Annotated in this window: 12 protein-coding genes; 4 read left to right on the top strand and 8 right to left on the bottom strand. The window is 65.6% G+C overall.

The genetic code is table 11. The features are described from left to right. Window positions 1-96 precede the first annotated feature (96 nt). The 3 genes from purN to V1261_RS08530 all read left to right on the top strand — a co-directional run bounded on the left by purN (window position 97) and on the right by V1261_RS08530 (window position 1,856). Complete coding sequence (gene purN / locus V1261_RS08540) at window positions 97-711, top strand: phosphoribosylglycinamide formyltransferase (RefSeq protein WP_329771313.1); 615 nt, start codon at window positions 97-99, stop codon at window positions 709-711. Further along, window positions 708-1,436 carry an esterase gene (ypfH, locus tag V1261_RS08535; RefSeq protein ID WP_329771312.1) on the top strand — a complete coding sequence of 243 codons (729 nt, stop codon included), beginning with the start codon at window positions 708-710 and terminating at the stop codon, window positions 1,434-1,436. The genes purN and ypfH overlap by 4 nt, the downstream gene beginning before the upstream one ends. Window positions 1,437-1,529: 93 nt before the next feature. Further along, entirely contained in the window at window positions 1,530-1,856 is a 327-nt protein-coding gene (locus V1261_RS08530; RefSeq protein ID WP_329771311.1) for a hypothetical protein, read from the top strand. Between the two features lie 19 nt (window positions 1,857-1,875). Here V1261_RS08530 and V1261_RS08525 read toward each other — a convergent pair whose 3' ends face one another. Beyond that, window positions 1,876-3,099 (bottom strand): MFS transporter, encoded by a 1,224-nt coding sequence (locus tag V1261_RS08525; RefSeq protein ID WP_329771310.1) that lies wholly within the window; start codon window positions 3,097-3,099, stop codon window positions 1,876-1,878. A gap of 55 nt (window positions 3,100-3,154) precedes the next feature. After that, the gene (gene lysS, locus V1261_RS08520) at window positions 3,155-4,708 is read right to left on the bottom strand and encodes a lysine--tRNA ligase (protein ID WP_329771309.1); all 1,554 of its coding nucleotides are present in this window, start codon (window positions 4,706-4,708) and stop codon (window positions 3,155-3,157) included. 233 nt (window positions 4,709-4,941) lie between these two features. On the opposite strand from lysS, the gene V1261_RS08515 reads away from it, so the two are divergent. After that, window positions 4,942-6,714 (top strand): vWA domain-containing protein, encoded by a 1,773-nt coding sequence (locus V1261_RS08515; RefSeq protein WP_329771308.1) that lies wholly within the window; start codon window positions 4,942-4,944, stop codon window positions 6,712-6,714. A 68-nt stretch (window positions 6,715-6,782) separates the two neighbouring features. On the opposite strand, the gene accD is transcribed toward V1261_RS08515, so the two are convergent. From accD to V1261_RS08485, 6 genes are all read right to left on the bottom strand, one after another. Then, a complete protein-coding gene (gene accD / locus V1261_RS08510; protein WP_329771307.1) occupies window positions 6,783-7,664 on the bottom strand; it encodes an acetyl-CoA carboxylase, carboxyltransferase subunit beta in 882 nt (293 codons plus the stop codon). Between the two features lie 31 nt (window positions 7,665-7,695). Next, window positions 7,696-8,505, bottom strand: coding sequence for a tryptophan synthase subunit alpha (gene trpA, locus V1261_RS08505; protein ID WP_329771306.1), 810 nt, complete (start codon window positions 8,503-8,505; stop codon window positions 7,696-7,698). Next, on the bottom strand, window positions 8,502-9,752 hold the full coding sequence (gene trpB / locus V1261_RS08500) for a tryptophan synthase subunit beta (RefSeq protein ID WP_329771305.1): 1,251 nt from the start codon (window positions 9,750-9,752) through the stop codon (window positions 8,502-8,504). The genes trpA and trpB overlap by 4 nt, the downstream gene beginning before the upstream one ends. Before the next feature lie 13 nt (window positions 9,753-9,765). Continuing rightward, window positions 9,766-10,440, bottom strand: coding sequence for a phosphoribosylanthranilate isomerase (locus V1261_RS08495; RefSeq protein WP_329771304.1), 675 nt, complete (start codon window positions 10,438-10,440; stop codon window positions 9,766-9,768). 72 nt (window positions 10,441-10,512) lie between these two features. Continuing rightward, window positions 10,513-11,301, bottom strand: a complete 789-nt coding sequence (gene truA, locus V1261_RS08490) for a tRNA pseudouridine(38-40) synthase TruA (RefSeq protein ID WP_329771303.1) — start codon at window positions 11,299-11,301, stop codon at window positions 10,513-10,515. A gap of 6 nt (window positions 11,302-11,307) precedes the next feature. Beyond that, window positions 11,308-12,660, bottom strand: a complete 1,353-nt coding sequence (locus tag V1261_RS08485) for a FimV/HubP family polar landmark protein (protein WP_329771302.1) — start codon at window positions 12,658-12,660, stop codon at window positions 11,308-11,310. Between the last annotated feature and the right edge of the window lie 138 nt (window positions 12,661-12,798).

Here is a 12,798-nt window from a genome sequence, read left to right as displayed (position 1 = left end):
CAGGTAAAGCACAAGCATATAAGCCAAACGAATAAGACGCACGCCTACCGACCCGGTCTACAGCAGCCAACCGGGCTCTGGGTGCATAATTCGCGCATGACGCAAGCCCGACGCAATATCGTGATCCTGATCTCCGGTGGCGGCTCCAACATGGCCGCCATTGTCCGTACTGCCAAGCAAGAGCACTGGCAGCGCCGCCTTGGCGCGCATGTGGCGGCAGTCATCAGCAACAAGGCCGATGCCGGTGGCCTGCAGCTGGCCAGTGAGCAGGGCATTGCCACCGCCGTGGTCGACCACAAGGCCTATCCGGACCGCGCCGCCTTTGACGCAGCGCTGGCCGAACAGATCGACAGCCACCAGCCGGCGCTGGTGGTGCTGGCCGGCTTCATGCGCATCCTCACGCCCGAGTTCGTGGCGCGCTATGCGGGGCGGCTGGTGAATATCCATCCCTCGCTGCTGCCCGCGTTTACCGGCCTGCACACGCACCAGCGCGCGATCGATGCCGGCTGCAAGTACGCCGGCGCTACCGTGCACCAGGTCACGGCCGAACTCGACCATGGTCCGATCCTGGCCCAGGCTGTGGTGCCGATCCTGCCCGGCGATACCGCCGCTGCCCTGGCCGCGCGCATCCTGACGCAGGAGCACCTGATCTACCCGCGCGCCATCGCCGACTGGCTGCAGCAGACCACCCCTGTCCCGGAGGTCGCATGAACCCGAACCAGCTGCCCGTGACCGTTCCCGCCCCCAACGACGTGGTGGTGGCCTGGCCTGAACAGCCGCAACAGCTGTTCCTGCTGCTGCATGGTGCGGGTCAGCGCCCGGCCGACATGCGGGACATGGCGCAGCAGTTGGCGGATGCCTTTCCCGAGGGCCTGGTCGCCTGTATTGCGGCGCCGCACCAGCACGATGATGGCGAAGGCTTCCAGTGGTACTCGGAGCGTGGCGAAAACGATGACAACCGTCTCGAGCGGGTGCTGCCGGCACGCGGCGAACTTATGCGCACGCTGCAGGCCTGGCAACAGGCCTGTGGCCTGGGGCCGGAGCGCACTGCGCTGCTCGCCTTTGGCCAGTCCGGCATGCTGGCGCTGGAAGCGGTGGTGGCCAGCGACGCCGTGGCTACCCGCCTGTTTGCCGTGGCCTGCCGTTTTTGCACGCTGCCCGAAGCCATGCACCTGCAGACCACGCTGCACTGGCTGCACGGCAAGACTGATACGCAGCTGTCCTACCAGGCCGCCACAGAGGCCGCGTATCGTCTGCGCGCGCTGGATGCCGACTTTTCCGTCGATGTCTATCCGGATACCGGCCACGAATTCAGCGCGGAGATGCAGCAGCGCGTGCTGCACCTGCTGCGCAACCATGTACCGCTGCGCATCTGGCGCGAAGCGATGCAGCAGGGCGGCCAGCCGGCGGCCGATGACGACCGCACGATTCACTGATGGATACGTTTCGCGTGTGACAGGCGCTTGACATTTGACCTGCTTGCCTCAAACTGGACGGTATTGATTGTTCCAGTGAGGGCTGTTCCGTTCATGACCGATTCGATTGTGGGTTTCCTGTTGCGCGTGTTCCTGTGGGGCGCTGCCGCCATCTTCACCATCAGTTTCCTGATCGTGGGGGCGTTTGCGGCCGTGCTGGGCGGCATCTGGATGCTGCTGACCGGTCGTAATCCCTTCAAGCTCTACCAGACCTATGCCGGCTTTGCGCGTCGCATGCCGGGCGGCGGTTTCCAGTGGGGCATGCCTGGCGCCGCCACGCAGCCGGCGACCGAGCCGCAAACTGCCAGCGAGCGCGTGCAGGAGCGTTTCAGCAACCCGCGTACCGAGGTCGAGGACGTGGCCGTGAAGGAAGTACGCTAAGCCGCTGGCAGTAGTGCCTTCAGGCCTTGCGTAGCACGACGGCAGGCTGGGTGCGCGGCAGCAAGGCCGTGGCCAGACCCAGCAGCGGCAACCAGGCACACCACTGGTAGACCCGCACAATGCCGTGCTGGTCGGCCAGCTGGCCCAGGCCGGCAGCGGCCATGCCACCCAGGCCAAACATCAGGCCAAACATCAGCCCCGACACCAGGCCCACGCGCCCCGGAACGGCTTCCTGTGCATACACCACCATCGCCGAAAACGCCGAGGACATGATCAGGCCGATCAGGATCACCAGCACGGCGGTCCAGAACAGGCTGGCGTGTGGCAGCAGCAGCGCAAACGGCGCCACGCCCAGGAACGACACCCAGATCACCGCCTTGCGACCAATGCGATCGCCCACCGGACCGCCGGCAAAGGTGCCGGCCGCCACTGCCGCCAGGAACATGAACAGGTACAGCTGGCTGTCACGCAGGCTGATGCCGAAGCGCTCCATCAGGTAGAAGGTGAAGTAGTTGGTGATGGAGGCGGTGTAGACAAATTTGGCAAACATCAGCACCGCAATTACGGCGATGGCGCGGATGACGGTGGCACGGTCCAGCGGCGGAGGCTGCTGGCTGGCGAGCTTGCGGATCTGCGCCTGGCCATGGCGCGCGCTCCAGCGTGACAGCTGCCACAGCACCACGATGGCGAGCAGGGCGATCAGCATGAACCAGGCGATGGCCGGCTGGCCGAATGGCACGACGATGGCGGCTGCCAGCAAGGGGCCGATCGCCGAGCCGGTATTGCCACCGACCTGGAACATCGACTGCGCCGTGCCAAAGCGCCCGCCCGAACCCATGCGCGCCACGCGCGAGGCTTCCGGGTGGAAGGTGGCCGAACCCAGCCCGACCACACAGGCGGCCACGATCAGCATTGGAAAACTGCCGGCCACGGCTAGCATGCCGATGCCGGTCAGCGTCAGCACCATGCCGCTGGGCAACAGCCAGGGCTTGGGGTGCTTGTCGGTGTAGAAGCCGATCCAGGGCTGGAACAGCGAGGCCGTGACCTGGTAGGCCAGCGCGATCAGGCCGATCTGGCCAAAGCTCAGCGCAAACTGCGTCTTCAGCATCGGGTAGATCGCCGGCAGCAGCGCCTGGATCAGGTCATTCAGCAGGTGCGACAGGCCGACGGCGGCCACGACCGGCAGCACAAAGCCCGGCGCGGGTGCGGCCGTCGTTGCAGAAGAAGAGGAAGACATGTACATGAAAAACAGGCACCGGCTTGCGCTGGTGCCTGGGGTCATCGGGTTACGGGAAGGCTCAGGCTTCCTTGCGCAGCGCCGGGAACAGGATCACGTCGCGGATGCTGCCGCTGTCAGTCAGCAGCATGATCAGGCGGTCGATGCCGATGCCGCAGCCACCCGTGGGTGGCATGCCGTATTCCAGCGCACGGATGAAGTCGTGGTCGAAGTACATGGCCTCGTCGTCGCCGGCGTCCTTGGCGTCGACCTGGGCCTGCAGGCGCGCGGCCTGGTCTTCGGCATCATTCAGCTCGGAGAAGCCGTTGGCCATCTCGCGGCCGGTGATGTAGAGCTCGAAGCGCTCGGTCACCTCGGGACGCTCGTCGTTGGCGCGCGCCAGCGGGCTGATCTCGGTCGGGTGCTCCATGATGAAGGTCGGCTGCCACAGTTGCTCCTCGACCTTTTCCTCGAAGAACAGCACTTGCAGCGCCGGCAGGCTGCGCTGGCTCAGGCGGTCCTTCTCTTCGCTCATGCCGAGGCGCTTGAGGGCGTCGATCAGCCAGACGGCGTTGTCCACGTTGTCGCCGGCATCGGTATGCGCCAGGATCGCTTCGCGGATCGTCATGCGGCGGAACGGCTGCGACAGGTCGATCTCCTCGCCACCCTGGTAGGTCACGGTCAGCGAGCCGCGCGCCTGCATGGCGACATGGCGAATCAGCTTTTCGGTGTAGTCCATCAGGTCCTGGTAGTTCCAGAACGCCGCGTAGAACTCCATCATGGTGAATTCGGGGTTGTGGCGGACGCTGATGCCTTCGTTGCGGAAGCTGCGGTTGATTTCGAACACGCGCTCGAAGCCGCCGACGATCAGGCGCTTCAGGTAGAGCTCGGGCGCGATGCGCAGGAACATGTCCTGGTCCAGCGCGTTGTGGTGCGTGACAAAGGGCTTGGCGTTGGCGCCGCCCGGGATCGGGTGCAGCATCGGCGTCTCGACTTCGAGGAAGCTGTTCTGCACCATGAAATCGCGCATGCTGCTGATGGCCTTGCTGCGTGCGACGAAGCGCAGGCGTGCGTCTTCGTCAGTGATCAGGTCCACGTAACGCTGGCGGTACTTCAGCTCCTGGTCGGACACGCCGTGGAACTTGTCCGGCAGCGGGCGCAGGCTCTTGGTCAGCAGGCGGATGCGGGTGGCGTGCAGGGAGAGCTCGCCGGTGCGCGTCTTGAACACATGGCCTTCGGCGGCGATGATGTCGCCCAGGTCCCACTTCTTGAAATCGGCATAGACCTCTTCACCCACGGCATCGCGCGTGACGTAGATCTGGAAACGGCCGGTGGCGTCCTGCAACGTGGCAAAGCTGGCCTTGCCCATGACGCGCTTGAGCATCATGCGGCCGGCAATCGTGGCCGGCGTGCTGTTGCCGGCAGCGATTTCTTCCTCGAACTGCTCCTTGGTCTTGCCGTCGAGGGCCTGCACCAGGTCGGCGGCACGGTCGGAGGGCTTGAAATCGTTCGGGAAGGCCACGCCCTTGCCCTCGGCCTGGGCGGCGCGCAGGGTTTTCAGTTTCTCGCGGCGTTCGGCAATGAGCTGGTTTTCGTCGGCGGCGGGAACTTGGGAGGCTTGTTGCTGGTCGGACATAGTGAGATTTGGCTGCCTATGCGGCAGCGAGTAGATATATGGGTTTTTTGAGTTGCCTATGCGGCAAGAAAACGCTGCCAACCGCACAGAGTGGCAGTAGACCGGCCAGAAAGGCCGTAAATTTGGGTAAAACCCGTATTTTAGGGCTTCGGCTGCCTGCTGTCTTGTCTGCAGCGTGTAGCCTTGCCGTTGAGCCGGGCTGTTGCGCCGGCAAGACTCTGGAAGGAAGTCCCATGCAAGATACGCTTGTCGCCCATTGGCGTCCCCTGTCCCTGGCTGCCATGCTGTTGCTGGGAGCCTGTGCGCAGCAGGCTCCGCTGACTGAAACCACGGCACCATCACAGTCCCGGCCACCGGCCCCCTTGGCCAGCAAGCAGGCGCAGCTGTATGGCGCACAGGTGATGGCCGCCCCGGCGGCGGTCGGCATGGCCAGCATGGACCGTCGCGCCATCATCATGCCGCCCGAGTACCGCCCGCCGGTACAGAACACCGAGCAGTACGGCCAGATCCAGGACAACCCGGTGCATGTGGTGGCGCGTGAGCCCGTTTCCACTTTCAGCATCGATGTGGATACCGGCAGCTACGCCAATGTGCGCCGTTTCCTCAACAACGGCCGACTGCCGCCGGTAGACGCGGTGCGCGTGGAAGAGCTGATCAACTACTTTCCCTACGATTACGCGCGTCCGGCCGACAGCCGCCATCCGTTTGGCGTGAGCACTGAAGTGGCGCAATCGCCCTGGAAGAACGGTGCCGAGCTGCTGCGCATTGCGATCCAGGCGGCTGACCAGTCGTTTGGCAGCCTGCCGCCGGCCAACCTGGTGTTCCTGGTGGACGTATCGGGATCGATGCAGTCCGAGGACAAGCTGCCACTGGTGAAAAAGACGCTGCGCCAGCTGTTGGACCAGCTGCGGCCGCAGGATCGCGTGACGCTGATCACCTATGCCAGCGGCGAACAGCTGGTGCTGCCGCCGACGCCGGGCAACCAGCGCGATACCCTGCTGCGCGCCATCAACAGCCTGCAGGCTGGCGGCGCCACCGCGGGTGAACAGGCGATGCAACTGGCCTACCGCGAGGCTGAGCGCGCCTATATCCGGGGCGGCATCAACCGCATCCTGCTGGCGACCGATGGCGATTTCAACGTCGGCATCACCGACTTTGCCACGTTGCGCGGTATGGTGGCGGAGAAGCGCAAGTCCGGCATCTCGCTGACCACGCTGGGCTATGGCCAGGGCAACTACAACGAGCGCCTGATGGAGCAGCTGGCCGATGCCGGTGACGGCAACTACAGCTATATCGATACCGAACGCGAGGCGAAAAAGGTCTTGCGTCAGCAGCTCACGTCCACGCTAGCCACGGTTGCCAGTGACGTGAAGCTGCAGGTCGAGTTCAACCCGGCCACGGTGAGCCAGTACCGCCTGATCGGCTACGAGAACCGCATGCTGCGCCAGGAGGACTTCAATAACGACCAGGTCGATGCCGGCGAGATCGGTGCCGGCCATGCGGTCACAGCGTTGTACGAGATCATTCCGGCCGGCCGCCAGGGCTGGCTGAGCGATAGCCGCTACCAGCCGGCTGCCCCTGTGGCCAGCGGCCACGGCCAGGAATATGCCTATGTCAACATCCGCTACAAGCCGGTCGGCAAGAGCAGCAGCACGCTGTTGAGCGTGCCGGTACGCACCGGCAGCCAGCCGTTGGCGCAGGCCAGCACCGACATGCGCCACGCCACGGCGGTGGCCAGCTATGGCCAGCTGCTGCGCGGCGGCAAGACCACCGGAAACTTTGGCTGGAAGGACACACTGGCACTGGCGAAGGGCGCGAAGGGGCAGGATCCGTTTGGCCTGCGTGCCGAGTTTGTCGAGCTGGTCGAGACCGCCTCCAGCCTGTCCAGCCGAACACCGCCGATGGCGGTCGAGGAGCCGCCGCCGGCACTGCGTCCGTTGCCGCGCCCGGTACCGGTCGTGCCGATCCGGCATCCGCGCCTGCCGGTACAGCCGCAGCCGTATTGAGCCGACCCTGAAAAAACAGCCCGTGTAGCCAGATGGCCAACACGGGCTGGGGTGCAGGGCGCGAACGCTCAGGCGCTGACAGCCTCGGCCGGCTTGCGCTGCAGCATGGCCAGCGTATGGGCCACGGTCTTGCGCAGCTCACGGCGATCGCAAATCATGTCGATCGCACCCTTCTCGAGCAGGAATTCGGCGCGCTGGAAGCCGTCTGGCAGCGTCACGCGCACGGTGTTCTCGATCACGCGCGGGCCGGCAAAGCCGATCAGCGCCTTGGGCTCGGCAATCACCACGTCGCCGACAAAGGCGAAGCCGGCACTGACGCCGCCCATGGTCGGGTCGGTCAGCACGCTGATGTAAGGCAGGCCCTGCTTGGCCAGGCGTGTCAGCGAGGCGTTGGTCTTGGCCATTTGCATCAGGCTCAGCAGGCCTTCCTGCATGCGCGCGCCGCCGGTGGCGGTGAAGCAGACAAAGGGCAGCTGCTTTTCCACGGCGTACTCGACGCCGCGCACAAAGCGCTCACCGACCACGCTGCCCATGGAGCCGCCCATGAAGTCGAACTCGAAGCAGGCCGCGACCAGCGGAATGCTGTGCACGCTGCCCTGCATCACGATCAGGGCATCGGTTTCGTTGGTGGCGTCCAGCGCCTCTTTCAGGCGTTCCGGGTACTTGCGGCTGTCCTTGAACTTCAACGCGTCAAGCGGCAGCACTTCCTGGCCGATTTCATGGCGGCCTTCGGGATCTAGGAACAGGTCCAGACGCTGGCGCGCGCCCATGCGGTGGTGGTGGCCACACTCGGGGCAGACGTGCTGGTTCTTGTCCAGATCGCTCTTGTACAGGGTGGTATCGCAGCTCGGGCACTTGATCCACACGCCTTCGGGGATGAAGGTGGAGCGCTCGGATGATCGCGGTGTCTTGGTTGCCTTGGTCGGCAACAGTTTTTCCAGCCAGCTCATAGGTTTGCTTTCGTTTTCTGATGCAGCGACATTATGCATCCAGTGCGCTACGGATATCTTGCAGGAATCTTGCAGCCGCCTGCGGGATGCCCTCGCCGGTCTGGTCGGCGATCAGCTGCATGATCTTGCTGCCGATCACCACGGCATCGGCGTGCTGGCCGATGGCGCGTGCGCTCTCGGCATCGCGGATGCCGAAGCCGACGCCGATCGGGATCTTCACGTGCTGGCGGATGCGCGGAATCGCCTCGGCCACGGCCGCGGTATCCAGCGCGCCGGAACCGGTCACGCCCTTGAGCGAGACGTAGTAGACATAGCCGGTGGCCAGCTCGGCGATCTGCTGCATGCGCTGCTCGGTGGAGGTGGGAGCCAGCAGGAAGATCTGGTCCATGTCGTGCGCGCGCAGCTGGGCGGCGAAATCCGCACTTTCCTCGGGCGGGTAGTCCACGACCAGCATGCCGTCGATGCCGGCGGCGCTGGCATCGCGCGCAAAGCTGCCGGCGCCATGACGCAGCTCGTAGTTCTCGACCGCGTTGCCGTAGCCCATCAGCACCACCGGGGTGCTGTTGTCCTGTTCGCGGAAGCTGCGCACCTGCTCCAGCACGGTGACCAGATTGACGCCCTGGGCAATCGCCTTTTCGCCGGCAGCCTGGATCACGGCGCCATCGGCCATCGGGTCGGTGAACGGGACGCCGAGTTCGATGATGTCGGAGCCGGCCGCGACGGCGGCGTGCATCAGCGGCACGGTGCAGTCACGCTCGGGGTAGCCGGTCATCAGGTAGGGAATCAGGGCCTTGCGCTTCTGCTCGGCCAGACGCTGCAGGGTGGGCTGGATACGGCTCATGCCTGGCCTCCTTTCACAACCAGACCGCGCATCGAGGGGCGGTCGTAATAATCTTCGCCGGACAGGTCGGCCACGGTGCCGATGTCCTTGTCGCCACGGCCGGACAGGTTGACCAGGATCGCCTGGTCGGGCGACATGGTCTTGGCCAGCTTCATGGCATGGGCCACGGCGTGGCTGGATTCCAGCGCCGGGATGATGCCTTCGGCGCGGCACAGGTAGTGGAAGGCGTCCAGCGCTTCCTGGTCGGTGATGCCGACGTATTCGGCACGGCCGATTTCCTGCAGCCAGGCGTGTTCGGGGCCGACGCCGGGGTAGTCCAGGCCGGCGCTGATGCTGTGCGTTTCGGTGATCTGGCCGTTGGCGTCCTGCAGGATCATGGTGCGGTTGCCGTGCAGCACGCCCGGCTCGCCGCGTTCCAGCGAGGCCGAGTGCTTGCCGCTGTCCAGGCCTTCGCCGGCAGCCTCGACACCGATCAGGCGCGTGCCAGCATGTTCGATATACGGATAGAAGATACCCATGGCATTGCTGCCGCCGCCGACGCAGGCGACCACCGCATCGGGCTGGCGGCCCTGGTGCAGCGCCGGCATCTGTTCCAGGCATTCCTGGCCGATGACGCTCTGGAAATCGCGCACCATCATCGGGTAGGGATGCGGGCCGGCGACAGTGCCGATGATGTAGAAGGTGTTGTCGACGTTGGTGACCCAGTCGCGCATGGCTTCGTTGAGCGCGTCCTTGAGCGTGCGGCTGCCGGATTCGACCGGCACCACGGTGGCACCCAGCAGCTTCATGCGGAACACGTTGGGCGACTGGCGCTTGACGTCTTCGGCACCCATGTAGACCACGCACTCCAGGCCGAAGCGCGCGCAGATGGTGGCGGTGGCCACGCCGTGCTGGCCGGCACCGGTTTCGGCGATCACGCGCGGCTTGCCCATGCGCCTGGCCAGCAGTGCCTGGCCGATCACGTTGTTGATCTTGTGCGCGCCGGTGTGGTTCAGGTCCTCGCGCTTGAGGTAGATCTGGGCGCCGCCCATTTCACGGCTCATGCGTGCCGCGTGGTAGACCGGCGAGGGGCGGCCGACGTAATGTGCCAGCTCGTACTGGAATTCGGCGAGGAATTCGGGATCGTTCTGGTAGTGGGCGTAGGCTGCGCGCAGCTCCTCGATGGCGTGCGTCAGCGTTTCGGAAATGAACGCACCGCCGAACTTGCCAAAGTGCCCGTTGGCATCGGGATAGTGGTAATCAGACATGAAAAAACCCTGGTCAGGCTGGAAGGGCGTCGGCGGCGCGTACGGCCGCGACGAAGGCGCGCATCTTGTCGGCATCCTTGATGCCCTTGGCCGACTCTATGCCGGAACTGACATCGACGGATAGCGCAGTGCAGCAGTCACGCAGGCGCGCGATGCCGTCGCCCACGTTTGCAGGCGTCAGTCCACCACTCAAGACGAGGGGAGCGTTGACGTTTGTTGTAAGGAGTGACCAATCGAATGCCTTGCCACCGCCGCCATAGCCATCCACCTTGGCATCGAGCAGGATGGCCTGGGCGCGCGAATACTGTTGGCAAAATTGTAGCAAGTCAAAGCTGCTGCCGGTACCCAGCGGGATATGCGCGGCGCGCAGCCAGGCGCGATGCGGGCCGGCCGCCTGTTCGCAGCGCTGCGGACTCTCGTCGCCATGGAACTGCCAGCTGGCGTGTGGTACGGCCTCAGCGGCGTCCTGCAGCAGGGCGTCATCGGCATTGACGAACAGCAGCACCGGCGTGACAAAGGGCGGCAGCCGGCGCGCCAGCTGGGCGGCGCGCTGCGGGCTGACGGCGCGCGGGCTGGGCGCGTAGAGCACAAAACCGATGGCATCGGCACCACAGGCGACGGCAGCGTCGACGTCCTGTTCGCGCGTGAAGCCGCAGAACTTGATGCGGGTACGGGGGGGGAGTTGCATGGGGGGTATTGTGGCCCATGGGGCCGATTTGTGTCGGCAGCCTGGCAATGGTCGATGCCGCTGCCTGCCGATTCACCCCGGCAACCAGTCAAACGCCGCCGTCCGCTCCGGCAAGCCCCACTCCGGCGCATACACTGGCCCGGAAAAATACAGCCCGTCCGGCGAGAAGGTGGGCGCGGCAGCATCGCGGCTGCGTGCGGCGATCACCTGGTCGATCCATTCCGGCGGCTGGTTGCCGTGGCCAACGGCGAGCAGGCAGCCCATGATGTTGCGGATCATGTGGTGCAGAAAGGCATTGGCCTGGAATTCGAAGCGCCAGTAGGCGCCGTGCCGGCTGATGGCAATGCGCTGCACCGTCTTCACCGGGCTCAGCGCCTGACAGGCGGCGGCGCGGAAGGACGTGAAATCGTGCTCGCCCAGCAGGCGCGCCGCAGCATCTTCCATCGCCGCCTGGTCCAGCGTGCGGAACACCCAGCCGACGCGGCCGCTTTCCAGGCTGGGCCGCACTGGTGACTCCAGCAGCACATAGACATAGCGCCGCGCGATGGCGCTGGCGCGTGCATGGAAGCCGTCCGGTACGCTGGCCGCCCACTGCACCGCGATGTCATCGGGCAGATAGGTATTGGTGCCGCGCATCCAGGAGATCTCGCTGCGCTCGATATCGGTATCGAAGTGCACCACCTGCATCAGCCCGTGCACGCCGGCATCGGTACGACCGGCGCATAAGGTGTTCACCGGCGGGCCAGCAGTAAAGCGCTGCAGCGCCAGTTCCAGCTTGTCCTGCACCGTGTTGCCGCAGGGCTGGCTTTGCCATCCCAGATAGCGGCTGCCCAGATAGCTCACGCCCAGCGCGATCCGCATGATGGCTCAGTCCTCGCTGCTGGCGGCAATGCGCGCCAGCAGCGCATCGGCTTCGGCCTTCAGGCTGTCGCTGTCGGTCTTGTCGGCCACTTCCTGCGCCAGCACGCGTGCGCCGTCCAGATCGCTGATGGCCAGGAACTCGCGCGCCAGCGCCAGCTTGGTCAGCAACGCCGCCTCGCCGGGCTGGAGGTCCGCCGGCCCTTCGATATCGAGCGACAGGTTGCTGAAATCGAATACCAGCGGCTTGTTGTCGGATGTCGCGGATTCGGCTCCCTCCGGGGAGGCCACCTCATCCGGCAGCTCCAGCGTCAGGCCGGACAGGTCTTCTTGTTCGGCAGCGCTATCGGCCACGGCTGCTGTGGCAGCGATAGGCGCTGCCTCCGGCACCAGCTCCTGTTCCAGCGCCGGCACATGGTCTGGCTGGCTCAAATCCATCGCACGCGACAGCGCCTCGGCTGAGGCACGCGGGCCGGCTGCGGCCGCCGCTTCGGCCGCCAGGCGCTCGGCTTCACGGCGTTGCGCGGCACGCCACAGCAGCAAGAAGCCGATCACCAGCAGCGCCAGCACGCCGATCAGCGTCCAGGCCCACCATGGCAGGCTGTCGGATGCGGGAGCCGATTCGCTGACCGGGGCCGGGGAGGGTTCGCTGGCTGCTACCGGCTGGCTGGCCGGTTCGGCCACGGCTGCGGGCGCAGCAGCAGACGCGGCGCTGGCCATGTCCGATGCCACCAGCGCAGGAGCCGATGCCGCAGACGCTGCGTGCACGCTGGCTGAAGCCGTGGCATCAGGCACTGCCACCGCAGCCGTGGTGCCGGAGCTGGCCGCTTCTTCGGGCTGGGCTGGGGCACTGGCGGCCGGTGTTGCAGGGACTACAACTGTCGCCGATGCCGATGCCGATGTCGATGCCGATGCCGATGCCGATGCCGCAACACCCGCTGCCATCAACTGCACCAACCCATAGCCATGCTTTTCATAATCCGCATGCTGCTGGCGGATCAGGACGCGTGCCTCGTCCGCCGGCGTGGACAGCGCCTGCTCGGCCGTTGGCATGGTCAACGCCGCGCCTTTCTTCAGCAGGTTGATGTTGTCGGCCATGAAGGCATCCGGGTTCACGCGCAGGATCGCCAGCAGGGTCTGGTCCAGCGTGGCACCGGCTGGGCGATTCGCGCTGGCGATGCGGCTGACCATGGCGCCGGGGCGGGTCTGGATCACCTTGGCGCTGCTGGCCGCCATCGGGGCAGGGGCAGCGGCAGTCGTCTGGGCCAGCACTGCCGGTGCGGCAGACAGGCCCAATGCGGCCGTCAGCAGCAGGGCAGAAGCAGAAGAAGGGCGCACGTGGCACATCAGGGTCTGGAGCATGGGGAACACAATTCGATAACAGGCCGCGTGCAGCAGGCGCGCAGCCATCAGGAGGCCGGGCCCTGCAAGGGGCGGCTGGCAATAGTCATAGTCTAACTGCGCGCTGTCCTGCTGGCATGCCGGCTGCATCCTGTTGCA

The organism is Brachymonas sp. J145, assembly GCF_036312245.1.
Lineage (GTDB): Bacteria > Pseudomonadota > Gammaproteobacteria > Burkholderiales > Burkholderiaceae_C > Brachymonas > Brachymonas wangyanguii.
Note: the sequence above shows the minus strand (reverse complement) of the source record. Positions and strands in the feature narration are given on the sequence as shown.